Consider the following 24563-nt stretch of genomic DNA (forward strand, 5'->3'; position numbering starts at 1 on the left):
GGGTTCGGGGGCGGCCGGGGGGTTGACGGTTGGGACGGGCATGGTTGCTGCGGCCGGGGACGGGGTTTCCGGCGGGGTGAGGGGAGCTGGGGCCGGGGTGGGGCGGTGGTGGAGTTTGTGGGGGGCTTGTTCTGCGGAGCGGGTGAAGGGGGTTCCCGGCAGGGTGGGGTCGTCCGTGTGTTCCGGGGGGCGGGTGGGGTCGCCTAGGAGGATCCAGTTGCGGGTGCGGACGGCGCCTACCAGGAACTGGGCGTCGGTGATGGCTTCGGCGCCGGTGACGATGAGGGTGTCGTACTCGGCGGACGGGGGGAGGGGGGCGGCTGCGGCGGCGAGTGGGGTGGCGCAGACGAGGTCGGCGGTGCGCAGGAGGATGTCGGCGGTCTCGCCGGAGGCGTCGTGGGCGCCCGCCTCCAGGTAGCCGGTGAGCTGCTCGATCCGTTCCATGGCGCGGCGCTGGTGGGTTTCGAGTTGGCCGGGGGTGGCGTCGGCGGGGTCGGTGCCGCAGAAGTCCTGGACGTTCTCGCGGGTGCGTCGGGCGGTCTCCTCGGCGGACGCCAGTTCGGCGGAGCGGGTGGCCTGTTCCTGTTCGGTGGCCGATTCGAGGTCGGCCAGTTCGGCTTCGGCCTCGGCCAGGCGCTGCGCCGCGGTCGCCGCGAGGGTGCGGCTGCGTTCGCCCGCGGCCTGGGCCTCCTGGCGGGCGGTGCGGGCGGCCGCGAGGCGTTCCTCGATCAGGCGGACGGTCTGGTGTGCGTGCCGGGCCGCGCCGGACGCCTGGGTGGCCCGGTCGACGGCCTCGGCGGCCTCGCGGGCGCGTTCGCGGTACTCGCCGGCGGCGGTCTCGCGTTCGGCCGTCAACCGGATGATCTCGGCGTCGAAGCTCTGCTGGGCCTGGCGGGCGGCGGTCAGTCCGGCGCCGCCCTCGTTGACGAACCGGATCAGCCCCGAGCGGCGCAGTTCCGCCTGTTCGGCGGCCTGCTTGGCCTCGGCCGCGCGCAGGGCGGCGTCGTCGGCCTCGCGCTTGCGGGCCTTGGCCTCGGCGCGCAGGTCGCGCAGGTCGGGCGGCGGCGCGGCGACGTGCAGGCGCTGGCCGAGGGTCATGGTGCGGCGCCGTGCCGACAGCGCCGACTCGGCGGAGACGGCCCGGTAGTAGGCGGCGTGGGCCACGGCGGCGGCGTCGGCGGAGGCGGCCTGGAGCCGTTCGGCCTCGGCGGTGGCGACGGGCAGGTCCTGGCGCGCCTTCTCGAGCTGCCCCGCGAGGGTGGTCTCCTGCTCGCGGGCGGCCTGGAGTTCGGTGCGCGCGTGGGCGAGCCGGGCGTCGATCTGGGCGCAGCGGGCCTGGGCGGCGTCGGCGGCCTCGGAGAGGCGGTTGGCTTCGGACGCCGCCGCGTCCGCCGCGGCCTGGAGACGTTGCGCCTCGGCGCGCGGCTCCGCCAGCTCGGCGGTGATGCGGTCGAGTTCGGCGGCGAGCCGTTCGTCCTCGCTGTCGGCCTCGGTGACGGCCTGTTCGGCCGCGCCGACGGCGGTCCGCAGCTCGTCGATGCGGGCGCGCAGGTCGGTGCGCCGGGCGTCGGTTTCGGCGCGGCGGCGCCGGTCCTCGGTGCGGAGGGATTCGAGGGCGGCGGCGTCCCGCGGCCACTGCTCCATCCACACCAGGCCGCGGCGCAGGAAGCGGACCTCGGTCTGCCACGCCTGCCGCCACGCCTCCCCGACCGGGCGGATGGTCGCGGCGCGCACGGTGGTCTCGGGCGCCGGAGGTTCGCCGGACGGCACGTCGTCCACGGGGAGCAGGGGCCTGGTGCCGGTCGTGTCGGCGAGGTTCTCCTCGGTGGCGGGCGTCAGCGGGAGCGTCCCGGTCGATCCCTGCGGCTCCGGCTCGGCGACCGTGTCGAGCCGGACGACGAAGGTGGCGTGGTCGTCGGCGAAGCCGCCCGTGATCTGCTCGACCTCGTCGGCCGTGGGCGCCAGCAGGAGGACGCGTTCGCCTCGGGAGAGCAGGGGCTTGACGACCTCGTGCGCGGCCTCGGCGGCGTCCCGCGTCACCTCGATCAGCTTGACCCTGGACGTGTCGAGGGACGCCGGGTCGACCAGCAGGCGCGCCAGTTCGTCCCAGTCGCCGACGACGCGTCGCTCACGGAAGGCGCGCAGCACGTCGACGTACGGGGTCCAGCCCACCGGGCGCACGCCCGTGGCCGAGGGACGCAGCCGGTCCTCCAGCCGCTCGTACGTCTCGGTGAGCGGTCCGTAGGTCTCCTCGACGGCCGCGCGCAGCCGTTCGGCCGGCGGAGTGTCGTCGTTGGTCCCGCTGCCCTGTCCTGACTGCTCCACCGCCGCCATCCCGCTTTTCCGACTCGGCTTGCGACCGTATGTCTCCCGTCCGTCCCGGGACTAACGTCTCATACGTTGTGGATCAACGATGCCCCGTCAGGACGGCGTGGTGGTCGATTCCGTCACGCGGCTGCGGATCGGCGTGGACGGCGGCGCCCGCCAGCCGGGGCAGCGCGTGCATCAGGGCGTGCTCGGCGTCCACGGCCACCTGGTGCGCCGCGACCACGTCGAGCCCCGGGTCGACGACGACGTCGCATTCGGCGCGCAGCCGGTGCCCCACCCAGCGCAGCCGCACCTGCCCGACGCCCAGCACCCCCGGGGTGCCGGCCAGGGTGCTTTCGGCGCGTTCCACGAGCGCCGGGTCGACCGCGTCCATGAGCCTGCGCCAGATCTCGCGGGCGGCCTGCCGTAGCACCAGGAGGATGGCCGCGGTGATGACGAGGCCGACGACGGGGTCCGCCCACGCCCAGCCCAGGGAGACCCCGCCCGCGCCCACGAGCACGGCCAGGGACGTGAACCCGTCCGTGCGCGCGTGCAGGCCGTCAGCCACGAGCGCGGCCGAGCCTATGCGGCGTCCCACGCGGATGCGGTAGCGGGCGACGAGTTCGTTCCCGATGAAGCCCACGAGCCCGGCCAGCGCCACCGCCCCCAGGTGCGACACCGGCTGCGGATGGGCGAGCCGTTGGACCGCCGCGTACCCGGCCCCTACGGCGGACGCGGCGATCGCCAGCACGATGACGATTCCGGCGAGGTCTTCGGCGCGGCCGTAGCCGTAGGTGTAGCGGCGTGTGGGGGGACGCCTGCCCGCCAGGAACGCCACGGCCAGCGGGACGGCGGTCAACGCGTCCGCCGCGTTGTGCAACGTGTCCCCCAGCAACGCGACCGACCCCGACACCGCGACCACGAGCGCTTGCAGCACCGTGGTCAGCCCGAGCCCCGCCATGGAAATCCACAGGGCCCGCATCCCCTCGGCACTCGACTCCAGCGCCGAATCCACTTTGTCGTGCGTCTCATGCGAATGCGGTCGCAGTACATGGGTGACGCGCGCCCGCAATCCGTGCCGGTGTTCGTGATGGTGATGGCCGCTCATACCCTCACCATGACTCACGGATCGCGTTGCGGCATCTCGACAACAACGCAGGTCAGGCAGCGGCGAATCGTTCGCAGGTGCGTTCGCGGCGCGGAATGGGAAGCCGCCTGGGAAAGCGTCCGGGAAACCGCCGGTGAATTGGAATCCGGCGGCGGGCCGGAATTGGGAGTGCGCGGCCCGCCGCCGGGGTCGGTGCGGTTCAGGTGTAGATCGCGTCGTGGAACTCGATCTCGGCGTCGAGCATGCCGGTGAACCAGCGGATCAGGTCGTCGTCGGGGACGGTGAGGCGGTCGACCTGGGCGGCCAGGGCCGCGACACCGGCGCGGAAGGGGTCGCGGGCGTGCAGGGCCACCCAGTCGCCGATCGGTCCCGGCCGCACCGTCCCCTGCTGGTGGGCCCGCGTGCACCAGGTGAGATACAGGATCTCGGCGGCGAACATCACCGTCGTCACCGCCGGGTACCCGCCGGCGCGGGCGGTGTCCAGCGCGTAGGCCGACAGGCGGTCGGCGCGGGCCAGCGCGTCGGGGCCGAGGCCGGACGGGACGGGCCAGGCGGCGCGGGCCGCCCGGAAGTAGTCCGTCTGCTCGGTGGTCAGCGCGTACGCGGCGGCGGCGTTGCGCTCCAGGGCGTCGCGGTCGGGGGCGTCCCAGACCGCCAGGCCGTGCAGGCGCGTGGCGGTCTCGACGAACCGTTCCTCGATGAGCAGGTAGTCCGCGTACGCCTGGTCGCTGATGACGCCGGTGTGGACCTCCTGGACGAAGCGCAGCCCCAGGGCCCTGTCGAGGGCGTCCGAGCAGGTCTGCGCCAGCCACCGGGAGCGCGTCATTCGGCGAGCCATTCGACGACGCCGCCGAAGACGCGGGCGTAGCCGTCCCAGTCCTCGCAGAAGTGGGTGGGCGCCCAGTGCGGGGAGCAGTCGGAGGTGAACACCGCCGTCCTGCCCTGCCCGTACTCGCCGACGGCGACGAGCGGGTCGTCGTTGAGCGTGGCCAGGACCTTCGTGCCGGGACGGGGCAGCACCCGGTTGTAGCCGAGCAGGGACGGCCACTCGCCCTCGACCCCGCCGAGCGCGGGGTGCGCGGCGTCGGTCACGGTGGCGTGCGCGCCCGCGGGCAGCTCGACCCGGTCGTCCTCGGGCAGCAGCTCCACCGGCAGCACCTCGTGCAGGACGGTGTTGCGGTACGCCGCCTTGCCCTCGATGCCGGTGAACGACAGGTACCCGCCGATCATCAGCAGGCCGCCGCCGGACGACACCCAGTCGCGCAGGGCGGCGAGCCGGTCCGTGCCCGGCCGGGCCTGCTCGAACACCTCGGGGGCGAGCTGGACGGAGTTGGCGCCGATGTCGGACAGCACGACGACGTCGTAGTCCGACAGGTCGGTCGGGAACTCGGCGGGCACCAGGTGCGCGGGCAGGTGCACCACCTCGTGGCCGCGGCTCCGCAGGGCCTTGCGCAGCGGTTCCACGCCGACGACGTACGAGCTGGCGGTGAAGTGGTCCACGCCCTTGATGTGGGTGGCCTGGGTGATCCAGCTCTCGCCGGCGATCAGAACGCGGCTCATGAACATGCTCCTTGTCGTGTCGTTGCGTCCGAAGCGGGGCGGCGCGCGAGGGGCTCAGGCGTCGGCCCGTGCCGCCTCGAACAGCCGGGTGGGGTTGGCGCGCAACAGGTCGTGGGCGGTCTCCGGGGGAGTGCCCAGCTCGACCAGGCGCTGGACGAAGAGGGTCGGCACGTAGCGGAACCCGTTGCCGCCGTAGCGGGTGAGCATGCCCTTGAGGAACACGTCGTGGCTCAGCAGCAGCCGGTCGCCGTGCCCCCGCCCGATCAGCCCGTGCACGGCGCGGGCCGTCTCGTGCGGGGCCGGGGACTGGCCCTCGCCGGGATACCGGTACGGCATCCCGATCATGTCGAACTCCAGCCAGACGCCCCGGTCGGCCACCGCGTTCTGGTAGCCGGGGTCCTCGCCGGAGGGGTCCATGTGGCACAGGACGACGGCGCCGGGCGGCACGCCGTACTCGCCGAGGACGATGTCGAGCACCTCGTGGGCGCGGCGCTGCCATCCCGGCAGGTGGATGTAGAGGGGCACGCCCGTCTCGCGCTGCGCCCGCGCCGCCGCCCGCAGCGCGTGCCGTTCGGCGGGGGTGAAGTCCGGGGAGACGCCGATCTCACCGATGACCCCCGGGACGATGCCGGTGTCGTCCACGCCGTGGACGAACTCCGCCACCAGCTCGGCCGCCAGGTCCCGCTCGGAGGTGTCGGCCAGGTGCGGCGGATGGAACCGCTCCAGGTACCAGCCGGACCCCATGACGACCCGCAGGCCGCTGCGCTCGGCCAGCGACCGCAGCACCCGGGGGTCGCGGCCGAGGCCCGCCGGGGTGACGTCCACGACCGTGCCGCCGCCGGACGAGGCGAAGGCCAGCAGGTCGGCCAGCATGGCGCCGGTGTCGTCCAGGACGCAGTGGTCCAGGCAGGCGTACGGGTTCTCGCGCAGCAGCCAGGCCAGCTCCGGTGCGGTCCTGGCGTCGCGCAGGAAGGCCAGCTCGGGGTCGTCCGGCGGGCGGACGGTCCCGCGCAGGTCGTTGCACAGGTGCTCGTGGGTCAGGGTGAGGCCGAGCCCCGTGGCGGGCACGGGGCCGGTCACCGTCATCACGGTCGTCGCCGTCATCGCTCCGCCGTCGCCGTGCCGTCGTCGATCCGCGTCATCGGCCGGGGGTCACCGCTTCCCCGTCAGATGGGCGAACAGGTCGGAGATCGACCGGCCGCGCAGGTTGATCCAGATCGCGATGAGCAGCACCAGGCCGGTGATGATCGGCGTCAGGAACGGGCTGACGCCCAGCAGCGTCAGGCCGTTGGCGATCACGCCGGTGAGCAGGGCGCCGATGATGGTGCCGACGACCGTGCCGCGCCCGCCGAACAGGTTGGTGCCGCCCAGCACCACCGCGGCGATCACGGTCAGCTCGAAGCCCTCGCCGGAGTTGGCCGACCCCGAGCCCAGCCGGGCCGCGGTGAGGATGCCGGCCGCGCCGGCCGCCAGGCCGGTCAGCATGAGGGTGATCATCTTGATCCGGTCGGTGTTCACGCCCGCCCGGCGCACCGACTCCTCCTGCGAGCCGATGCCGTTGACGTAGGCGCCGAAGCGCATCCGCGACAGCACCACCGCGCCGACCACCACGACCGCCAGGGCGATCCAGGCCAGCACCGAGAAGCCGAGGAACTCGGTCTCCCCGATCCGGGCGACCAGCAGCCGCCGGTCGATCGGGACCGAGAAGCCCTGCGTCCACAGCTGGGCCAGACCCCGGATGACCGACATGGTGGCCAGGGTGACGATGAACGGCGGGATCTTCTGGTACGCCGACAGCCAGCCGTTCACCGCGCCCCAGAACAGACCGGCGAGCAGCCCGGCCACGATGACCAGGGACGAGTCCCACCCGGCCTGCAGCAGCTCGGCGGTGGCCACGGCCACGAACGCGACGGTGGAGCCCACCGACAGGTCGATCTGCCCGGTGGTGATGACGAACGTCATCGCCACCGCGACGATCAGCGTGATGGCGACCTGGGTGGCCAGGTTGGACAGGTTGGTGAACGTCAGGAAGTTGTCCGACGCCACGCCGAAGCCGACGAACACCGCCACGGTGACGCAGGCCATCGCCAGCGTCGCCTTGTTGGCACGTTCCCAGAAGCTCGGGTTCGAGGCCGTGACCGTGCCGCCGGCCCGTCGTCCCGGCGCGGCCGTTCCCACGCTCATGCGGCCTCCCCGGAGTTCTCCACGTTCGATCGGGTGATCATGCCGACCAGGCGTTCGATGTCCAGGTCGGCGATGGCCTCGTCCTCGACGCTGCGGCCCTCGTACATCACCGTGATCCGGTCGCAGACCTCGAACAGGTCCTGCAGCCGGTGGGTGATCAGGATGACGCCGACGCCCTGCGCGGCGACCCTGCGGATCATGCTGAGCACCTGGCGGACCTCGGCGACCGCCAGCGCGGCGGTCGGCTCGTCCAGGATCAGCACGCGCGGCTGGAACGACACCGCCCGCGCGATCGCCACCGCCTGGCGCTGCCCGCCGGACAGGTGGCCGATCTCCTGGTGCGTCGACTTCACCCGCACGTGCAGGTCGGACAGCATCTCGGCGGCCCGGCGGTGCATCTCCCGGCGGTCGATGAACGGCCCGCGCCGCGGCTCGCGGCCCAGGAACAGGTTCCCGGCGACGTCGAGGGTGTCGCACAGCGCCAGGTCCTGGTAGACGATCCCGATCCGCTCGGCCCGCGCGTCGGCGGGGCTGGCGAACCGCACCTCGCGGCCGTCGATCTCGATCGTGCCCGAGTCGTGCCGCAGCGCCCCGGCCAGCACCTTCATCAGCGTGGACTTGCCGGCGCCGTTGTCGCCGACCAGGCCCAGCACCTCGCCGGGGTGCAGCGTCAGGTCGACGCCGCGCAGGGACTTCACCGCGCCGAACGACTTGGTGATGCCGCGCAGCTTCACCAGCGGTGTGTCACTCATGGTTCACTTCCCGAGGTAGTACAGGTAGTCCTGCACGTTCTGCGGCGTCACGATCTGGGTCGGCACCGGGATGTCCTTGGCCGGCTTGCGGCCGCAGGCCAGGTCGATGGCCGCGTTCATGGCCTCGTAGCCGAACTGGTAGGTGTTCTGCTGGACGACGCCGACGATCCAGCCCGCCCGCAGCCCGTCCACCGCCTGGGACGACAGGTCCCAGCCGACCACCTTGATGTTCTTGGTGCGCTGCTGGGAGTTGACCGCGGCGGCCAGGCCGACCAGGGCGGGCTCGCCGGTGGCGTAGGCGTAGGGCAGGTCGGGGTTGCCGGTGAGCAGGTTCTCGGCGGCGGTCTGCGCGTTCTCCTGGATGTTGCGGCCGTCCACCACCGTCTTGATCTTCATGCCGCCGCCGGTGACGGCGTCGGTGAAGCCCTTCTGACGCTCCAGCTGGATGGTGCTGTTGAGCGCGCCGACCACGCCGATGTCTCCCTTGCCGCCGGAGATCTTCAGCAGGTGCTCGGCGAGCTGCTTGCCGCCCTCGGCGTTGGCGGTGCCGACCTGGGTGGACACGGCCGGGTCCTTGACCGTGGCGTCCACCGCGACGACCGGCACGCCCGCCTTGTGGGCGCGGCGGACGGCGGGCTTGATGCCCTCGGTGTCGACCGCGTCCACGATGATCGCGTCGTACTTGTTGGCCACCAGGTCGTCGATGGCGTTGGCCTGGGTGGTGGAGTCGTCGTTGCCGTTGACGACCTGCACCTGCGCGCCGGCCTTGGACGCCACCATCTTGGCGCCGGTGTTGATCTGGTTGAAGAACAGCGCCTGCAGGTTGATCGTGACGATGCCGATCTTGGGCGCGCGGCCCTGCACCTGGCAGGACTGCGCCACCTTGGTCGGGGCGGGCGGCCCCGCCTGCTGCGCCTTCTGCTCGGAGGCGGTCTCCTTGCGGGCCTGGGCGTCGCAACCGGCGGCGGTGGCCGCCAGGCCGAGCGCGACCAGGGCCGTCACCATCTTCTTCATACGGGGTCCTCTCCCTCGGGTCGTCCCTCGGCGCCGACGGATGGGTGGGGCGGGGATGGGGTGGGGGTTTGCTGGGCTCACGGGGCTGGGGCTTACAGGGCTGGGGCTGTACGGCTGGGCTATGCGGCTGGGGCGGGGTAGGGGTGGCTGCTCAGGTATTCGAGGACGGACTCGCGGGTCGGCAGGCCGTCCCGCGCGCCCGGCCGGGTGCAGGACAGCCCGGCGGCGACGGCGGCGAACCGGGCCGCCTCGACCGGGGACGCGCCGCGGTCGAGCTGCGCGCCGTAGGTGCCGGCGAAGCAGTCGCCCGCTCCGGTGGCGTCCACGGTCGTGACGGGGATCGCCCGGCCGTCGTGCCGCTCGCCGGAGGGGGTGAGCAGCGTCCAGCCGCGGGGCCCGTCGGTGACGACCAGGTGGGTCCCGGACGCGGCGGCCGCCCCGGCGAGCGCGGCGTCGTCGCCGAGCAGCCGGGTCGCCTGGGCGCGGCCGACGATCGCGTGATCGGCGACCGCCAGCGCGGCGCGCACCGTCTCGGCCGTCTCGGCGCCGTCCAGATCGACCAGCAGACGCGGCATGCGGACCCGTTCTGGGCCTGTGACCTGGGTGAACACCGTGGCGGCCTGCGGGAAACGATACCCGTCCAGGTAGAGCCAGCCGGCCCCGGCCGCGGTCGCGGCGCGCAGCACGGCGGCCACGTGCGCGGTGTCCAGCTCGTCGTCCTGGCTGATGATGGAACGTTCCCCGTCGGGGGTCAGCAGGATCACCGACGTGGTGAGGGTGCCGGTGCGCGCCGTCCAGGACACGTCCACGCCGTCGTCGGCCAGGGCGCGCAGGAACGCCTCGCTCAGCGCGTCGTCGCCCACCACCCCGGCGAACCGGACGTCCGCGCCGGCCCGGGACGCGGCCACGGCGGCGTTGGCGCCCATGCCCCCGTCGCCGCGGTCCAGGCGCGTGGCCTGGACGCGGGCGCCGGCGGTGGGCAGCTCGGGCACGCTCACCGTGAGGTCGCTGTTGGCGTAGCCGCAGAAGACGATCACGGCAGCTCGGCTCCGGCGCGCTGCGCGGCCCTGGTCAGCTCGCGGACCTTGGCCGGGTCGACCCGGCCCCACCAGCGGCCGTTGTCCTTCACCGACGAGGCGACGATCCCGCCGGAGCAGGCGGGCAGCAGCTCGCCGATGTTGGCGGCGCTGATCCCGGAACCGATGATCACCGGCAGCACGGTGGCGGCGGCGATGCCCTCCACCTCGTCCAGCGCGGCGGCGTCGCCGGTGCGCGAGCCGGTGGCGATCAGCACGTCGGCATCGAAGAACTCGGCGTCCTCGGTCTGCTCGGCCAGCGTCCGGTCGGCGACGATGGCGTGCGCGCCGTGCTTGACGTGCACGTCGGCGAAGACCTTGACCGGCTTGGCGCCGATCCTGCTGCGGTAGCGGGTGGCCCGCGCCGACTGGCCCTCGATGATGCCCTCGTTGGCGACGTAGGCGTTGGCCCACTGGTTGACCCGGACGAACCCGGCGCCGCCCGCCCACGCCGAGGCGATGGAGCACTCGGCGGCGTTGGACAGCACGCTCACCCCGACCGACCCGGCGGTGGCCTCGCGCACCCGCTGGGTCACCACGGCCATGGACGCCGCCGTCTCGTAACCGTGCTCGCCCGGCTTCAGGAAGGGGATGTCCCAGTGGTTCTCGACGATGACGCCGTGGAAGCCGTTGTCGAGGTACGCGCGGGCCTCCTCGATCGCGAAGACCGAGATCTCGTCCAGCGGAACGCCCTCGTAATGGGGGCTGCCCGGCAGCGGCGGCAGGTGCACCGCGCCTATCAGGGCCTTCGGGGTGCCGAACAGGTCCTTGATCGCGTTCGGCTTGGGCGGGAAGACGCCCAGCCCGCGCCCGTCGTGGCCGTCCCCGGAGGTCTGCGTCATCCCGTGTCTCCGCCCTGTTGCTGTAATCGATTGCAGTGGAAGTTGGAATGAACCGTAGGTATATATCCGCAGGCAGTCAAGGGTCTATACTCAATTGATCAAGGGGCAGCCGATGACGTTCTGGTTGCGGATCGTTTCATGGAGGTAAACGATTGCGTAGCACCGAGGCAGGCAACGGACGTCAGGGCGCGGGCGGCCCCGGGAACCGGGTCACCATCGCCGAGGTCGCCGAACGGGCCGGGGTGTCCACCGCCACCGTGTCCCGCGTGCTGTCGGGACGGGGCCAGACCTCGGCCGAGATGCAGCGCCGCGTCCGGCGCGCCGCCGACGAGCTCGGCTACCGGGTCAACTCCATCGCCCGGGCGCTGCGCAACAGCCGCACCGACACCGTCGGCATGGTCGTCCCGAGCATCACCAACCCGTTCTTCACCTCGCTGGTCGAGAGCGTCGAGCACGCGCTCGGCCGGGAGGGCAAGGAGCTGTTCCTCTGCGACGCCCAGTCCGACCCCGAGGTCGAGGCCCGGCGGCTGGCCTCCCTGGTGGCGCGCAACGTCGACGGCATCATCGTCAGCCCCAGCCACGGCACCGCCAGCGGCGCGGCGGTGCAGGAGACCGCCGACCGGCTGCCGCTCGTCCAGCTCGACCGGTTCGTCGGCGGCACCGACACCGACTGGGTCGGCGTGGACGACATCGCCGCGATGCGCCAGGTCATCGACCACCTGCACGACGGCGGCGCCCGGTCGGCCGCGTTCGTGGGGTCCCAGCTCACCAACTCCTCCACCGAGCAGCGGCTGGCGGGGTTCCGGCGCCGCGCCGCCGAACGCGACCTGACCGTCCTGGAGGACTGGGTTCTCCTCGGCGACTACACCGTGGAGTTCGGCGAGGCCGCCGTCGCCCGGCTGGCCCGCATGGACGCGCTGCCGGACGCGATCGTCTGCGCCGACGACCTGATCGCGCTGGGGGTCACCCGCGCCTGCCGCGCCCACGGGATCGACGTGCCGGGACGGGTCCAGGTGACCGGATTCGACAACATCGAGTTCGCGCGGCTCGGCGAGCCCGCCCTGACGACGGTGGACCAGCCCCGCGACCGCATCGCGACCGAGGCGGTCCGGCTGCTGGCCGCCGCCGCGTCCGCCGCGGCCGACGGCGGCGAGCGGGGCCCCTGCGCCCACATCGCCCTGATCCCGTCCCTGGTCGTCCGCGACAGCACCCGCGCCCCCGCCCCGCGCGAACGCCCCACCGACCACTGACGGGAGACCCCCATGACCGACCCCGCCCGCGCCCATCAGCCGCCCGCACACGCCAACTCCGATCGCACCGCCTCCGACCTCGCCGAGGCCGAGCGTGGCTCGGGCGGACGTGAGGGGGCTTCGGCCGACGCCGCCATGCGCGAGGAGGCGGTGGCGCTCGCGCAGCGGCTCGTCCGGCTGGACACCCGTGCCGGCGGCGAGCGGCGGGCGGCCGACCTGGTGGCGGACATCCTCACCGACGCGGGCTACCGAGTGCGCGTGGACGAGCCGGTCGAAGGGCGTGCCAACCTCGTCGCCCTGTACGGCTCCGGCTCGGACGACGTGACGTTCACCGGGCACCTGGACACCGTGCCCGCGCGCGAGTCGGAGTGGTCGTTCGACCCGATGAGCGGCGACATCCGCGACGGCCGGCTGCTCGGGCGCGGCTCCAGCGACATGAAGGCCGGCGTCGCCGCGCAGGTCGCCGCGGCGGTGCGTCATGTGCGCGAGGGGGCGGACGGCCCGCAACTGGTCTTCACCTTCGGCGAGGAGACCGGCTGCGACGGAGCCGCCCACCTCGACCCCGCCGGCCTGCGTCCCGTCGCGCTGCTCATCGTGGCCGAGCCGACGGGCAACCGGATCGTCCTCGGCCACAAGGGCGCGCTGTGGCTGCGCGCGACCGCCCGCGGCGTGTCCGCCCACGGCTCCCGCCCCGAACTGGGCAGCAACGCGATCGCGGCCCTGGCGGGCGCCGCGCTGCGCGTCCACGGCCACGACGGCTGGCCCGCGCACCCGGCGGTGGGTCAGGCCACGGTGAACGTGGGCACCTTCCACTCCGGTGTGCAGCCCAACCTGGTCCCCGACCACGCCGAGATGTGCCTGGACATTCGCACCGTCCCCGGCTTCGGCTCCGACGAGGCGGCCGACGCGGTCGCTCGCCTGTGCGGACCGGGCATCGAACTGGAGCGGCTGCTCGACCTGCCGGGCGTGGCCACCGACCCGTCCGAGCCGGGGCTCGGCGACGTCCTGGAGACCCTCGTCCCCGGCTCGTCGGCGCTGCCGCCCACGTACGCGACCTACTTCACCGACGCCTCGCTGCTGCGCGACAAGCTGGGCGGCCCGGCCGTGGTCGTCTACGGACCGGGCGACCCCGAGCAGGCCCACGTCACCGACGAGACCTGCTCGGTGTCCAACATCGGCGACTGCGCCGCCGCCCTGTACCGCCTCCTGCGCAGTCGCTGACGCGACCGACGCGGCCTGGCGACGGGCCGCTTTGAGACGATGCCTGCCCGATATCGGGCAGGAATGTTGGCGTTGGCCCGGCGGGGTCGGCAGGATTGTGGCTCATGGTCGCCCAGCCCCATGACGAGCTCGTCGCCCACCTGTGCCGCACCAGCCCGCTCCGGCCGGGCGAGGCCGCCCGCGTCATCGCCGACGTGCTGGCGTACTTCGGCGAGCCGGTGGAGGAGTTCATCCGGCGCAGGCACGGCGAGCTGCGGGCGCGCGGGCTGACCAACGACCAGATCTTCGAGCGCATCGCGGCCGAGCTGCCGTTCCGGCGGGTGGCGCCGCCCGAACTCTCGCTGCGCCAGCTGCGTCGCATCGTCTACGGATAAACGCCTCAAACGGAGACATCGTGTGCGGAATCGTTGCCTACGTCGGTCCCCGGGACGCCGTCCCCATCCTGACCGAGGGACTGGCGCGCCTGGAGTACCGCGGGTACGACTCGGCGGGCCTGGCCGTCATCGCCCGCTCCGGTGACCTGAAGGTCCGCAAGGCCAAGGTACGGGTCGCCGAACTGGCCGCCGGCCTGCCCGCCCGCTTCAAGGGACGCACGGGCATCGGCCACACCCGCTGGGCCACCCACGGCGAGCCCAGCGACGTCAACGCGCACCCGCACGTGTCCGGGCCGATCGCGGTCGTGCACAACGGGATCATCGAGAACGCCGACGAGCTGCGCGCCAAGCTGGAGGCCGACGGGGTCGTCCTGACCTCGCAGACCGACAGCGAGGTGCTGGCGCACCTGATCGCCCGGTCCGGCGCGGACGAGCCGGAGGACGCCGTGCGCGAGGCGTTGTCGCAGGTCGTGGGCACCTACGGGATCGCGGTCATGGACACCCGCCACCCGGACGTGCTCGTCGTCGCCCGCAACGGCAGCCCCGTCGTCCTCGGCATCGGCGAGAAGGAGATGTTCGCCGCCTCCGACGTGGCGGCGCTGGTCCGCTACACCCGCCAGGTCGTCCACCTGGACGACGGCGAGCTGGCCACCGTCCGCGCCGACGGGTTCCGCACCTCCACCCTCGACGCCCGCGCGACCAGCAAGAAGCCGTCCGTCATCGAGACCGACGAGGCGGCCTACGACGCCGAGGGCTACACGCACTTCATGCGCAAGGAGATCCACGAGCAGCCCGCCGCCGTCGAACGGGCGCTCGGCGGACGGCTCGACGACCGCTTCCACACCGCGCACCTCGGCGGCCTCAACCTCGACCCGCGCGAGGCGCGCGGCGTGCGCCGCGTCAAGATCCTCGGCTGCGGCTCGGCGTACTACGCCGGGCAGGTGGGCGCCCAGCTCATCGAGGAGCTGGCCCGCATCCCGGCCGACGCCGAACCGGCCTCGGAGTTCCGCTACCGCAACCCGGTCGTCGAGCCGGACACGCTGTACATCGCCGTCAGCCAGTCCGGCGAGACCTACGACACGCTCGTCGCCGTCCAGGAACTGCGGCGCAAGGGCGGACGGGTGCTCGGCGTGGTCAACGCGGTCGGCAGCGCCATCGCCCGCGAGTGCGACGGCGGCGTCTACCTGCACGCCGGCCCGGAGATCGCGGTCGCGTCCACCAAGGCGTACACCTCCACCGCCGTGGTGTTCGCCCTGCTCGCCCTGCACCTGGGACGCATCCGCGACCTGTCGCCCGCCGACGGCCGCCGCATCGCCGCCGGGCTGCGCGCGCTGCCCGGCCAGATCACCGAGATCCTCGCCCAGGAGGACCGGATCGCCGCGCTCGCCGCCGACCTGGCGACCTACCGCAGCATGCTGTTCATCGGACGCGTCCGCGGCTGGCCCATCGCCCGCGAGGGCGCGCAGAAGCTCAAGGAGGTCTCCTACGTCCACGCCGAGGCGTACCCGGCCAGCGAGCTCAAGCACGGGCCGCTGGCGCTGGTCAGCCCCGAGCTGCCGACCGTCGCGATCGTCCCGGACGACGAGCTGCGCGACAAGAACCTCTCCACCCTCGGCGAGATCCGCGCCCGGCAGGGCCGCGTCGTCACGATCGGCCACCGGGACCTGGGCGACGACTCCCTGGTCGTGCCCAAGAACGAACCCGAACTCGACCCGATCCTCCTGACGATCCCGTTGCAGCTGCTGGCCTACCATGCGGCCGTCGCACTGGGCCACGACGTCGACAAGCCCCGCAACCTGGCCAAGAGCGTCACCGTCGAATGACCCTCCTGACCTTCGCCGGAGTCGCGGCCCTGCTGACGCTCATGCCGGGCCCCGACTCCCTGCTTGTTCTGCGCACCGCCGTGGCCCACGGCCGCCGCGCCGCCCTCACCGCCGCCCTCGGCATCCAGGCCGGCTGCCTGTGGTGGGGCGTCGCGGCCGGCCTGGGCCTGTCCGCCGTCCTTGCCACGTCCGAAACCCTCTACACGGCGGTGCGCTGGGCGGGCGCCTGCTACCTGCTCTACCTGGGCGCCCGCCTCCTGCTCCAACGCGCCGACGCCGACGACGCCGTCGAGCCGCCCGGCCGCCGGTTCTTCGTACGCGGCCTGCTGACCAACGCCCTCAACCCGAAGGTGGGCGTCTTCTACCTCTCGCTACTGCCGCAGTTCGTCCCACAGGACGCTCCCGTGGCCGCGTGGAGCCTCCTGCTGACCGGCGTCCACGTGGCCGAGGGCATCCTGTGGTGCGCGACGATCGCCGTCCTGGCCGACCGCCTCGGCCACTGGCTCCGCCGCCCCACCTTCCGCCGCGCCCTGGACCGCGTGGCCGGAACCGCCTTCATAGGCTTCGCCTTCCGCCTGGCCCTCCGCCCCTGACGGCGGCACAGCGTCGTTCCCGGTCAGGAAGGCCGGGAACGACGCTCGGCGTAGAGGCGGCCGACGAGCGCCCCGAGGTGGATGACCACCCCCACCGCCACCAGCCAGGACAGGATGACCATAACGACGCCGATAGAGCCGTAGATCTGCTGGTTGGCCACGATCTGCGCAGAGAAGTAACGGGCGGAGAACACCCCCAGGCCCACCCAGCACACCCCGGTGGCCAGGGCGGACGGGAACAGGGCGCGCCATCGCATCGCGCCCAGGAGCAACACCTTCATGCTGCCCCACCAGAAGAGCGTCGCCAGCACCAGGCCGAGCAGAGCCTGCGCCACCGGCCCGCCGACCGGACCGATGATCCGGCCGGCCGTCGCCTGGACGGCACAGTAGGCGAGCAGCGCCGTCAGCCAGCACACCTGGGCGGCGACACTGCGCCACCCCTGGTGCGGGACGTCGAACACCCTCTCGTACCAGCTCTGCAGGGTCCCGGCAACGGCCACGGCGCCCAGGATCAGCAGGAACGCGCTCGGCACCGTGAAGGTGCCCGACCGGTGACCTGGCCTGAACAGGGCCGCCACGGCCTGCGCGGCCGGCTGGTCCAACCCCAGCCAGCCGGCGACCACCGCCGCGACGTCACGCCCGGCCGCGCCGGTCACGACGATGAGGAACGGAAAGAAGCACAAGATCGCCAGCGCGGCCAGCTGGAACGAGCCGGCGAAGAAGTCGACCGCCGTCAGCCGTCCCCACAGCCGGCCCGCCTCGCTGGCCCTGAGCCGCTCGGCGGCCACCCGGACCTTCACGGCCGAGACCGCCCAGCCCACGCGCCTGCGTCCTCGCTCACCGCGTGGGCCGGTCGGCGTCCCGGGGCCCGTCATGGACGTCGCTTCACGACCGCGCGCCCTCCGTCGCCCGGCCCCGGTTCGCGCACCGCGGCCGGTCAGGCCGTCCGCCGCTTGGGCATCCGCCCCGGTCGAGCGGCTCGACCGGGCGTCCGAGGGCGAATCCGCCAGTGCCGGCGGCCGCGCGGTTCACCCGGCCAGAACCTTGGTCTTGGCGCGCTGGTACTCCTCCGCAGTGAGATCGCCGTGATCCTTGAGCGCGGCGAGCCGGCCGAGTTCCTCCGCCTGACTCGCGGCGCGACCTCCCATGGCCGCCTGGTACTGGGCCTCGCGCGCACGCATCGAAGCGATCTCGCGATCGCCCATTCCCCTGCCCCGGACGATCAGGTACGCCAGGACACCGACGACCGGCAGGACGATGACGAAGATCGTCCAGCCGGCCTTCGCCCAGCCGTTCAGCGAGTCGTCGCGGAACACATCGGTGATGACCCGGAACAGCAGCAGGAACCACAGCGCCAGCAGGAACAGCCACAGCATCGTCAGGAACGCGTTGAGCAACGGATAATCCATGATCGTTGTCCTGTCGTCGTGTCCGGCGCGCGACCTGACGGCGCCGCCGCACATCCAGCGGGCCAGGTTCCGGCGTGCCCGAGGAATCACTGCGGGCGCCGCGTCCCCCTGCGGCCCCTCGTCCACGACGCGGAGTGAATCCTGCCCCTCACCTCATGTAATGGCTGAATTCCCCATTGCGCGGCGCATACTCGGCACCGCCTCCAAAGCCGCACGGCCGCGTCATGAACGCCGCGGCGACACTCACACGGCCGACCTCACCGGAACTCTCCCCGCGGCCTCGGCGCCCCGACACTCGTGGGACGAATTTCGCGGTAGTGACATAGTGGCGCGGGCCTCCTGTGTCTGTGAGGGAGACAGGAGGGAGGCCCGGTGAACCCAGAGTCCCGGGAGAGCTTCACCCGGTTCGTCGCGGCACGGTCGGGCAGCCTCATGCGCCTGGCCTACGTGCTCACCGGCGACCAGCACGCCGCCGAGGATCTGCTGCAGTCGGTGCTGACCAAGACCGCGGCACGGTGGCGGCACGTCGACGACAACCCCGAGGCCTACGTGCGTCGCGCCATGTACCACGAGCAGATCAACCGCTGGCGGCGGCGCCGCCGGGAGTCGGCGGTGGCCGCGCCCCCGGAACGTGTCGCCGCCGACCGCAGCGACGAGGTGGACCTGCGGCTGGCGCTGGAACGGGCCCTGCTGGCGCTGCCCGCGCGCAAACGGGCCGTGCTGGTGCTGCGGTACTTCGAGGATCTGCCCGAGGCGCAGGTCGCCGAGATCCTCGGCTGCTCGGTGGGCACCGTGCGCAGCCAGACGCACCGAGCGATCGTCCGGCTGCGCGAACTGGTGCCCGAGCTCGCCGACCATCTCCAGACCGCGAAAGGCTGACATGAGCGACCAGATGTTCAAGGAGGCGTTCGAGCGCATCGCCGACCGGGCCGAGCCCGTGGAGGGGCTGGCGGAACGGGCGCTGCGGCGGGCCCGGAGGCGGCGCGCCGCGATGCTGTCGGGCGCGGCGCTGGGCACGGCCGCCGCGGTGGCGGTCCCGATCGCGCTGCTGAACGTCGGCGGCCGCGCCGGGCCCGCCCCCCGCCCGCAGACCGCCGTCACCGCGCCCGGCCTGCCGTCGAACAGCCCCGCGGAGGCTGAGGTCGTCCGGGCCTGCATGCGGAACGGACCGCCGATCGGCCCCAGCCAGAAGCCCGAGCCGCAGCTCGGCGGGCCCGCCGACTACCGGCTGCTGGTGAGCCAGAAGGTGGGCCGGGAGACCGTGGCCCTGGTAGGCGGCGACCGCGGGTTCGTGCTGTGCGCACGTGAGACGAAACGGAACTTCGAACCGCCCCTCTTCCATCCGTGGCCGAACACGACCGGCAAGGGCCTGGGGAGCTTCGCGGGAGAGGGCCGGGTCGACGTCATCAGCAGCCTTACGAGCGCCGCCGGGACAGGCAGGGACCTCCACCACCTGGTCGCCGGCCGGATCAAGCCGGACGTCGCCCGCGTCGTCGTCACCTGGGACCGAGGCCGGACGGTGAACGCGACCATCCAGAACGGTTTCTTCCTCGCCCGCGTCGACAGCCGAATCGTCAAGACCGGCCCCGGTGCGTGGTCGGACAGGGACGAACGGGTGTTGTCAGTGGAGGGCTTCGGCAGGGACGGCGTGAGCCGCTTCCTCGTCAAGGCCCCGAACAAGGGCGTCCAGGCGTTCCGCCCCGGCGACTGCCCAAGCGAGAACGGCCCGTCCAACTTCCTCTGCCAGGGATTCGTCCCACGCTGACGCTGCCGCAGGCAGCCGGTGCAGTTGTCCCGTCCGGACGAACCTCGCAGAGCCGGAGACGGAGGCTTCAGTGGGCGCGGAGCGCGTCCAGGATCAGGGTCACCGTCCGGTGGCGGAGGTCGTCGGACCAACCGGCGGCCAGGGCGCCGTGGACGGTGCCGGTGAGAAGGGCCATGACCTCATCGAGGCGGACCTCCGGGCGGACGGTGCCGGCGTCTCGGGCGGCGTCCAGCAGTGAGCCGAAGGTGTGGGTGAGCGCCCTGATCTGCTCACCCGGCTCGATGGGGGTGCCCTCCTCGGCGAGGAGGCTCACGACGGTGCCGACCTTGGTCGAGCGTTCGACGAGGAAGGCGAAGTAGTCGAAGAACGCGGTGCCGGGATCGCCGTCGGCGATGAGGGCCTCCGCCTTGTCGATGAGGCTCCCCCGCACTTCCTTCATGATCGCGGCGAGGAGGTCGCGCTTGGTGGGGAAGTGACGGAAGACGGTCCCGATGGCGACGCCGGCGCGGGCGGCGACCTCCTCGGTCGAGGCGGAGGTGCCGCGTTCGGCGAACACCTCTTCGGCGGCGGCGAGGATGCGGGCGCGGTTGCGTCGGGCGTCGGCGCGCATGGGCTTGCTCGGTGTCATTCGTCCACTCGTTGACAACGTGAGTAGAGACTCATATTTTTCATGAGTCGCCACTCATGTTAGGTGCTTCCGAAGGGATCGCTCCATGTCCACGCCGACCCCACGGGACCTGTTCGCCCGCTTCCAGCACAACGCCCTCGCCGGTGCGGCCGGTTTGGACGAGGAGATGCTGGCCGAGAACGTCGTCGTGGAACAGCCGTTCGCCCCCGCCGGGCACCGCAGGATCGAGGGCCGGGACAAGGTCATGGCCATGACCCGGGCGGGCCGCGAGGCTCTGCCCCTCGTGTTCGAGGAATTCCGGGACGTGGTGATCCACGAGACCACCGACCCCGAGGTGATCATCGCGGAATACCAGATGGTGGCCACCACGCCGGGCGGTGGCACACGAGCACAGGCCGCGTTCCTGGTGGTCCTGCAGGCTCGGGACGGACGCATCGTGCGTTGGCGCGAGTACCAGGACCGCACGGCGATCGCCGAGGCCCTGGCCTGAACCACTCCAGAAATCCGCCGCCCCGCAGCACGCGGAGAAGAGCTACCGCAGCAAGGCACGTTGCCGCGCGGCCGCGGCAGGTGAGCGCGTCACTCGACGGGGATCACGTAGGCCCGCAGATCATCGGCGATTCGCAGGTAGGCGGGCTGCATAGGAGCTCCGGGGTGTCGTCAGTCCAGGCCTAGCCAGGAGGCGAAGGTGCGTAGGTCCTCGCTCGGCCGCGCCTCGGCTGTCGCGATCGTCTGCACCAGGTCCCGCACCATGGGATGAATCCGCGCCTGCTGCGGCGACACCCGCCGAGCCCGCCGCAACGCCTCAAAGGCACGACGCCGGTCGCCGTAGTAGTACCAGGCGCGCGCGACGTCGATCCAGTGGTGGCCCGCTCGCTCGGGCGGTAGGTCGGCCGGGAAGTGCTCGTACAGCGGGAGGGCTCGTTCGACCGCCAAGGGGCCGTCCTCCATCTCGACGGCCACCGACACGGCGTGGAGGGCGACGTTGGACGGCCCGAACTCCATTCCGTAGTGGTTCGGCGCCGGGCTGGGGAGCAGTTCCGCGGCCCGCGCCGCCTCCCGGAGGTGCTCGTCGGCCAGGTCACCGTTCCCGGCCCGTGCCGCCAGCACGGACGACCGCAGGTGCAGGCTCCCGTACACCGAGATCGCGGCGGGTTCCATGCGCCCGGGGTCGTCGCCGAGGTCGCGGCGGGTCCGGTCCATGAGCCGAAGGCCCTGCCCGTAGGCGGACACCGCGAGAAGTGACACGCCGCGCGACCACTTCGTCCGTGCGACCAGCAGCGGGTCGCGGCTCAGATGGCTTTCTCGTTCGACGCGGTCGAGCGCGGCGCTGCGCAGGTCCAGATAGCCGATCTTGTGAGCCAGCGCGGACACGCCCCCGTACGCGACCGCGAGTAACCGATGCAGCTCGGGATGGTCGTTGTCGGCGAGCGCTGTGGACAGCTCCTCCAGGAGCGGCGGCAGCATCCGCCCCAGCTTGACGTACTTGGCCTGCCGGGCGAGCCGTGACGTCTCCTCGACGTCGGCGCGAAGATCCTCGATGGGGCGGGGCGGCGCGTCCTCGGGTGGAAGGTCGTGGGTGAGCAACGCGCGGCGCAGCGATTCGACGCTGGCCTGGAGCTGTTGCATCTGCCTGGCCGGCTCGTGGTAGGGCTGGCCGGTGATGCGCGGCACGTCGACTTTGAGTGCGCGCGCGACCGCGCCGATCAAGGCGGGCGTGGCCGGGGCGTGCCCGGATTCGACCTTGGTCAGCAGGCTGTAGGACACGTGGGCGCGGGTGGCCAGCCCGCGCTGACTGAAGCCTCGTAGCTTGCGCAATGCGGCGATCCGGGCGCCGATGGTCTCCGCCATCACCCCTCACTTTCAAGGCTTCTGAAAGTTCGCGGTCTTCCTCAGTATGACGCTGGGCTCCATGACGCGCTGTGACAATGCAGATACGGCGAGGGGCTCGCTGACCAGAACGCGCCGTCGGACGGTGCGTCATGAGGGCCGCGCCGTTCGAGGACGCTGCCGCGTGGGAGAGGGAGATCGCGGTGCTGGAGCGCAACTTTCCCGGGGTGCAGGTGTGGTTCGGCCGCTACACGCGGTGCTGGTGGGGGTTGTATGCGGGGCGCTTGGTCGAGGGGCGGACGCCCGCGCACATCGGTGAGCAGATCTTCCGTGCCCGCCAGCGTGTGAACGTGCACGGCGCCGACCCGAGGCCGCCGGAGGCGTCCCACCGGTGCCAATGCTTGTACGACTGCGTGTGCCGCTCCCAGGAGGGAAGGCCATGACGGTGGTGGGGGTCATTCTTCTGCGCTACTACCTGGGGCGTCGCGGGTGGCGGTTGTACGACCGTGGTAACGGGACGTTCGAGATCGCCCCTGCGGACGGTCAGCGCCTGCGTCTGCCGCTGCCGCCGCTGCGTCTGGCGCCGTTGCGGCGGGACGGCTGGGTGTGGTGGCAGTGGGACGCCAGGCCGCCGGTCCCGATCTGCCCCGGCGGGTGGCTCGACCGCGCCGGTCCGCTCATCGTGGCGACGCTCAGCAAGAACGGCCTGGATGACTGACAGGCGGAAGAAGGAGATCGGCGTGAGGTATGAACTCGCTTTCCTCAGTCGTTGAGGAGTCGCCATGTGGTTAGGGCGAGTCTGGCTCTTGCCAATCCGGTGGGGTCGGTGAGGTCGATGCCCAGGGTCTTGCCGATCTGCTCGAGGCGGCGGGCGACGCTGCTGTGGTGCAGGTGGAGGACGTCGGCGGCCTGTCGTAGGGAGCCGGTGACGCAGTAGGCGTCCAGGGTTTCGAGATCTTCTGGGGTGTCGGCCATGCGGGTGATGGCGGCGACGTCGGTGTTGGCTCGTGCGGTGTCGGGAGGTATCTCGGCCAGGAGCGCCAGTGCGCCCAGGTCGTCGTAGTGGACGACCGGTTGGCGCGGGGTGGCGAAGCGCAGGGCGGTGCGGGCTTGCTGCCAGGATCGGTCGGGGCTTTCGGTGGCGCCGATGCCCGCGCGTACGCCCGAGGGAATCCGGGACGGGGCAACGGTGGTGGCCAGGATGACGCCCACATCGGCGAGCGGGGCAGCCTTGACCGGGCGGGACGGGCAGATGAGGCCGCCGATCTGGTCGAGCGGGGTTTGCGTGCGTACGGCGACGACGCGGACCGGCACGTCGGCGGCGAAGCCCAAGAGGCGCAGTGCTCGGGCTCGGGCGGCCTCGTCGGCGTCGGTGCTGATCGCCAGTTCGACGAGGGCGGGGTCGGCCATGGTGGTGCGGGCCGGGCCGTACCGTTCGACGACCGCCGCGGCGGCGATGACGAGCCGGTCCAGCAGCCCTTCGTCGAGCGAGCCCGGCACACCGGGGCGTTCCAGCCACGCCGTGCCGATCTCCTCCTCGTCGAGTGTGATCGGCGCCGTGCTGGACGCGGGCGATGGCGGGCCGGACGCGCGCCTGCCGTCGGGCGACATGCGGATCACCTGGCCCGTGCCGTGCAGCCGGATGCCGACCACGCACTCGGCCAGACCCGCCGACGCACGGGCGAGGGCCGGCAGATCCACCCGTCGGCGCATCAGCGTGTCGTAGAACATGACGATGCGGATCATGCCCTCGACCTGCGGGTCCAGGTGCGACAGCCGTTCGGCCAGTGCCTCCATGACAGGAGCATAGGCCGCCACGGTCGGAGGCGCCGATCGGTGCGTGATCTCGGCGGGATGCCCGACGGACGGCGGATGCTCGCGAAGGGGGCGACCCGTGAGGATGGCCGGCATGGACCCCGAACTCGAAGCATTCATCCCCTTTCTCCCGCAGCTCGACCTGACCGACCCGGTCAACGCACGCAAGGGCTTCACCGAGCTCGCCGCCGCGCGGCCGGCGCCGGACACGTCCAACCTGGAGATCGAGGACCGCACGGTGCCCGCCGAACCGGACGTGGCGGTGCGGATCTACCGCCCCCATGGGGCGCAGGGCGCCGTCGTCTGGCTGCACGGCGGCGGGATCATCTTCGGCGACCTGGACACCGAGCATCCGTGGGCCGCCCGGCTCGCCGACGGCTCCGGCGCGGTGGTGATCTCGGTCGACTACCGCCGGGCCCCCGAGAACCGGTTCCCGGCCGCCTTGGACGACGCCTACGCCGTGCTGACCTGGGCGGCCGAGCACGCGGCCGAACTGGGTGTCGACCCGGGACGGATCGCGGTCGGAGGCCACAGTGCCGGCGCGGGCCTGGCGGCGGCGGTGGCGCTGCGTGCCCGCGACGAGCAGGGGCCGCCGATCCGCTTCCAGCTGCTCAACGAGCCCGGGCTCGACGACCGGCAGGAGACGTGGTCGGCACGCAACTTCACCGACACGCCCTGGCATGACCGCGACAAGATCACCGCGGCGTGGCGGCACTACCTGGGGTCCGCGCCCGCCACGCCGTACGCCGCCCCGGCGCGGGCCGCCGACCTGTCCGGCCTGCCGCCGGCCTACATCGCCACCGCGGAGTTCGACCCCGTCCGCGACGAGGGCATCGACTACGCGCTGCGCCTGCTGCAGGCCGGCGTGTCCGTCGAGCTGCACCAGTGGCCCGGCACGTTCCACGGATCGCAGGCGATCCTGTCCGCCGAGGTGTCGCAGCGGCAGATCGCCGCACTCGGCGACGCGCTGCGCCGTGGCCTGGCTCGGTGAGGCGGGGCGGCCGACCGGCTC

Annotated in this window: 26 protein-coding genes; 11 read left to right on the forward strand and 15 right to left on the reverse strand. The window is 72.5% G+C overall.

All coding sequences use genetic code 11. From position 1 onward, the window contains the following. From ABD811_RS41055 to ABD811_RS41100, 10 genes are all read right to left on the reverse strand, one after another. On the reverse strand, positions 1-2325 hold a 2325-nt coding region (locus ABD811_RS41055), incomplete at its 3' end, for a coiled-coil domain-containing protein (protein WP_344958685.1). An 82-nt stretch (positions 2326-2407) separates the two neighbouring features. Further along, positions 2408-3322, reverse strand: a complete 915-nt coding sequence (locus tag ABD811_RS41060; RefSeq protein ID WP_344958687.1) for a cation diffusion facilitator family transporter — start codon at positions 3320-3322, stop codon at positions 2408-2410. Positions 3323-3614: 292 nt separating this feature from the next. Beyond that, positions 3615-4241, reverse strand: coding sequence for a TenA family protein (locus ABD811_RS41065; RefSeq protein WP_344958689.1), 627 nt, complete (start codon positions 4239-4241; stop codon positions 3615-3617). Then, positions 4238-4975, reverse strand: coding sequence for a glutamine amidotransferase (locus ABD811_RS41070; RefSeq protein ID WP_344958692.1), 738 nt, complete (start codon positions 4973-4975; stop codon positions 4238-4240). The genes ABD811_RS41065 and ABD811_RS41070 overlap by 4 nt, the downstream gene beginning before the upstream one ends. Positions 4976-5029: 54 nt before the next feature. After that, the gene (locus ABD811_RS41075; RefSeq protein WP_344958694.1) at positions 5030-6079 is read right to left on the reverse strand and encodes a phosphotriesterase family protein; all 1050 of its coding nucleotides are present in this window, start codon (positions 6077-6079) and stop codon (positions 5030-5032) included. Between the two features lie 48 nt (positions 6080-6127). Beyond that, positions 6128-7159: an ABC transporter permease gene (locus ABD811_RS41080; RefSeq protein WP_344958696.1), complete on the reverse strand. Its 1032-nt coding sequence runs from the start codon at positions 7157-7159 to the stop codon at positions 6128-6130. After that, positions 7156-7911 (reverse strand): ATP-binding cassette domain-containing protein, encoded by a 756-nt coding sequence (locus tag ABD811_RS41085; RefSeq protein WP_344958698.1) that lies wholly within the window; start codon positions 7909-7911, stop codon positions 7156-7158. Before ABD811_RS41085 ends, ABD811_RS41080 begins: the two co-directional genes overlap by 4 nt. 3 nt (positions 7912-7914) lie before the next feature. After that, positions 7915-8925: a substrate-binding domain-containing protein gene (locus ABD811_RS41090; RefSeq protein WP_344958700.1), complete on the reverse strand. Its 1011-nt coding sequence runs from the start codon at positions 8923-8925 to the stop codon at positions 7915-7917. Positions 8926-9044: 119 nt separating this feature from the next. Further along, a complete protein-coding gene (locus ABD811_RS41095) occupies positions 9045-9962 on the reverse strand; it encodes a carbohydrate kinase family protein (protein WP_344958702.1) in 918 nt (305 codons plus the stop codon). Further along, the gene (locus ABD811_RS41100) at positions 9959-10843 is read right to left on the reverse strand and encodes a BtpA/SgcQ family protein (protein WP_344958704.1); all 885 of its coding nucleotides are present in this window, start codon (positions 10841-10843) and stop codon (positions 9959-9961) included. The genes ABD811_RS41095 and ABD811_RS41100 overlap by 4 nt, the downstream gene beginning before the upstream one ends. Positions 10844-10995: 152 nt before the next feature. Between ABD811_RS41100 and ABD811_RS41105 the strand changes: the two genes are divergently transcribed. The 5 genes from ABD811_RS41105 (at position 10996) to ABD811_RS41125 (ending at position 16104) form a co-directional block, all read left to right on the forward strand. Then, on the forward strand, positions 10996-12093 hold the full coding sequence (locus ABD811_RS41105) for a LacI family DNA-binding transcriptional regulator (protein WP_344958706.1): 1098 nt from the start codon (positions 10996-10998) through the stop codon (positions 12091-12093). A 12-nt stretch (positions 12094-12105) separates the two neighbouring features. Further along, positions 12106-13314, forward strand: a complete 1209-nt coding sequence (locus ABD811_RS41110; RefSeq protein ID WP_344958708.1) for a M20 family metallopeptidase — start codon at positions 12106-12108, stop codon at positions 13312-13314. Between the two features lie 104 nt (positions 13315-13418). Beyond that, positions 13419-13688 carry a hypothetical protein gene (locus ABD811_RS41115; protein WP_344958710.1) on the forward strand — a complete coding sequence of 90 codons (270 nt, stop codon included), beginning with the start codon at positions 13419-13421 and terminating at the stop codon, positions 13686-13688. Positions 13689-13708: 20 nt separating this feature from the next. Further along, positions 13709-15511, forward strand: coding sequence for a glutamine--fructose-6-phosphate transaminase (isomerizing) (gene glmS, locus ABD811_RS41120; RefSeq protein WP_344958712.1), 1803 nt, complete (start codon positions 13709-13711; stop codon positions 15509-15511). Beyond that, entirely contained in the window at positions 15508-16104 is a 597-nt protein-coding gene (locus tag ABD811_RS41125; protein WP_344958714.1) for a LysE family translocator, read from the forward strand. The genes glmS and ABD811_RS41125 overlap by 4 nt, the downstream gene beginning before the upstream one ends. Before the next feature lie 23 nt (positions 16105-16127). Here ABD811_RS41125 and ABD811_RS41130 read toward each other — a convergent pair whose 3' ends face one another. Together ABD811_RS41130 and ABD811_RS41135 are read right to left on the reverse strand one after the other, a co-directional pair. Beyond that, positions 16128-16925, reverse strand: coding sequence for a YhjD/YihY/BrkB family envelope integrity protein (locus ABD811_RS41130; RefSeq protein ID WP_344958716.1), 798 nt, complete (start codon positions 16923-16925; stop codon positions 16128-16130). Between the two features lie 207 nt (positions 16926-17132). Continuing rightward, positions 17133-17639 (reverse strand): PLD nuclease N-terminal domain-containing protein, encoded by a 507-nt coding sequence (locus ABD811_RS41135; RefSeq protein ID WP_344958718.1) that lies wholly within the window; start codon positions 17637-17639, stop codon positions 17133-17135. A 246-nt stretch (positions 17640-17885) separates the two neighbouring features. Here ABD811_RS41135 and ABD811_RS41140 point away from each other — a divergent pair, with 246 nt between their 5' ends. Then, complete coding sequence (locus ABD811_RS41140) at positions 17886-18392, forward strand: SigE family RNA polymerase sigma factor (protein WP_344958720.1); 507 nt, start codon at positions 17886-17888, stop codon at positions 18390-18392. A gap of 1 nt (position 18393) precedes the next feature. Further along, positions 18394-19278: a hypothetical protein gene (locus ABD811_RS41145; protein WP_344958722.1), complete on the forward strand. Its 885-nt coding sequence runs from the start codon at positions 18394-18396 to the stop codon at positions 19276-19278. A gap of 67 nt (positions 19279-19345) precedes the next feature. Here ABD811_RS41145 and ABD811_RS41150 read toward each other — a convergent pair whose 3' ends face one another. Beyond that, a complete protein-coding gene (locus ABD811_RS41150; RefSeq protein WP_344958723.1) occupies positions 19346-19906 on the reverse strand; it encodes a TetR/AcrR family transcriptional regulator in 561 nt (186 codons plus the stop codon). An 85-nt stretch (positions 19907-19991) separates the two neighbouring features. Here ABD811_RS41150 and ABD811_RS41155 point away from each other — a divergent pair, with 85 nt between their 5' ends. Next, positions 19992-20396: a nuclear transport factor 2 family protein gene (locus ABD811_RS41155; RefSeq protein WP_344958725.1), complete on the forward strand. Its 405-nt coding sequence runs from the start codon at positions 19992-19994 to the stop codon at positions 20394-20396. A gap of 170 nt (positions 20397-20566) precedes the next feature. On the opposite strand, the gene ABD811_RS41160 is transcribed toward ABD811_RS41155, so the two are convergent. Then, complete coding sequence (locus ABD811_RS41160) at positions 20567-21757, reverse strand: helix-turn-helix domain-containing protein (RefSeq protein WP_344958727.1); 1191 nt, start codon at positions 21755-21757, stop codon at positions 20567-20569. Positions 21758-21888: 131 nt separating this feature from the next. Between ABD811_RS41160 and ABD811_RS41165 the strand changes: the two genes are divergently transcribed. Both ABD811_RS41165 and ABD811_RS41170 read left to right on the forward strand, forming a co-directional pair. Next, a complete protein-coding gene (locus ABD811_RS41165) occupies positions 21889-22179 on the forward strand; it encodes a hypothetical protein (protein ID WP_344958729.1) in 291 nt (96 codons plus the stop codon). Beyond that, positions 22176-22454 (forward strand): hypothetical protein, encoded by a 279-nt coding sequence (locus ABD811_RS41170; RefSeq protein WP_344958731.1) that lies wholly within the window; start codon positions 22176-22178, stop codon positions 22452-22454. Before ABD811_RS41165 ends, ABD811_RS41170 begins: the two co-directional genes overlap by 4 nt. 44 nt (positions 22455-22498) lie before the next feature. Here the strand turns inward: ABD811_RS41170 and ABD811_RS41175 are convergent, their stop codons facing one another. Then, positions 22499-23533 carry a PucR family transcriptional regulator gene (locus ABD811_RS41175; RefSeq protein WP_344958733.1) on the reverse strand — a complete coding sequence of 345 codons (1035 nt, stop codon included), beginning with the start codon at positions 23531-23533 and terminating at the stop codon, positions 22499-22501. A 112-nt stretch (positions 23534-23645) separates the two neighbouring features. Between ABD811_RS41175 and ABD811_RS41180 the strand changes: the two genes are divergently transcribed. Further along, positions 23646-24542, forward strand: a complete 897-nt coding sequence (locus tag ABD811_RS41180) for an alpha/beta hydrolase (protein ID WP_344958735.1) — start codon at positions 23646-23648, stop codon at positions 24540-24542. The last annotated feature ends 21 nt before the right edge of the window (positions 24543-24563 follow it).

It is taken from the genome of Actinomadura miaoliensis (assembly GCF_039536785.1).
Lineage (GTDB): Bacteria > Actinomycetota > Actinomycetes > Streptosporangiales > Streptosporangiaceae > Spirillospora > Spirillospora miaoliensis.

What these genes read in the sequence shown, in the direction of transcription:
- ABD811_RS41065 (WP_344958689.1), bottom strand. Translation starts at nt 4,241, where the DNA reads ATGACGCGCTCCCGGTGGCTGGCGCAGACCTGCTCGGACGCCCTCGAC.
- ABD811_RS41070 (WP_344958692.1), bottom strand. Translation starts at nt 4,975, where the DNA reads ATGAGCCGCGTTCTGATCGCCGGCGAGAGCTGGATCACCCAGGCCACC.
- ABD811_RS41075 (WP_344958694.1), bottom strand. Translation starts at nt 6,079, where the DNA reads ATGACGGCGACGACCGTGATGACGGTGACCGGCCCCGTGCCCGCCACG.
- ABD811_RS41080 (WP_344958696.1), bottom strand. Translation starts at nt 7,159, where the DNA reads ATGAGCGTGGGAACGGCCGCGCCGGGACGACGGGCCGGCGGCACGGTC.
- ABD811_RS41085 (WP_344958698.1), bottom strand. Translation starts at nt 7,911, where the DNA reads ATGAGTGACACACCGCTGGTGAAGCTGCGCGGCATCACCAAGTCGTTC.
- ABD811_RS41090 (WP_344958700.1), bottom strand. Translation starts at nt 8,925, where the DNA reads ATGAAGAAGATGGTGACGGCCCTGGTCGCGCTCGGCCTGGCGGCCACC.
- ABD811_RS41100 (WP_344958704.1), bottom strand. Translation starts at nt 10,843, where the DNA reads ATGACGCAGACCTCCGGGGACGGCCACGACGGGCGCGGGCTGGGCGTC.
- ABD811_RS41110 (WP_344958708.1), top strand. Translation starts at nt 12,106, where the DNA reads ATGACCGACCCCGCCCGCGCCCATCAGCCGCCCGCACACGCCAACTCC.
- ABD811_RS41115 (WP_344958710.1), top strand. Translation starts at nt 13,419, where the DNA reads ATGGTCGCCCAGCCCCATGACGAGCTCGTCGCCCACCTGTGCCGCACC.
- ABD811_RS41125 (WP_344958714.1), top strand. Translation starts at nt 15,508, where the DNA reads ATGACCCTCCTGACCTTCGCCGGAGTCGCGGCCCTGCTGACGCTCATG.
- ABD811_RS41145 (WP_344958722.1), top strand. Translation starts at nt 18,394, where the DNA reads ATGAGCGACCAGATGTTCAAGGAGGCGTTCGAGCGCATCGCCGACCGG.
- ABD811_RS41150 (WP_344958723.1), bottom strand. Translation starts at nt 19,906, where the DNA reads ATGACACCGAGCAAGCCCATGCGCGCCGACGCCCGACGCAACCGCGCC.
- ABD811_RS41155 (WP_344958725.1), top strand. Translation starts at nt 19,992, where the DNA reads ATGTCCACGCCGACCCCACGGGACCTGTTCGCCCGCTTCCAGCACAAC.
- ABD811_RS41160 (WP_344958727.1), bottom strand. Translation starts at nt 21,757, where the DNA reads ATGGCGGAGACCATCGGCGCCCGGATCGCCGCATTGCGCAAGCTACGA.
- ABD811_RS41165 (WP_344958729.1), top strand. Translation starts at nt 21,889, where the DNA reads ATGAGGGCCGCGCCGTTCGAGGACGCTGCCGCGTGGGAGAGGGAGATC.
- ABD811_RS41170 (WP_344958731.1), top strand. Translation starts at nt 22,176, where the DNA reads ATGACGGTGGTGGGGGTCATTCTTCTGCGCTACTACCTGGGGCGTCGC.
- ABD811_RS41175 (WP_344958733.1), bottom strand. Translation starts at nt 23,533, where the DNA reads ATGGAGGCACTGGCCGAACGGCTGTCGCACCTGGACCCGCAGGTCGAG.
- ABD811_RS41180 (WP_344958735.1), top strand. Translation starts at nt 23,646, where the DNA reads ATGGACCCCGAACTCGAAGCATTCATCCCCTTTCTCCCGCAGCTCGAC.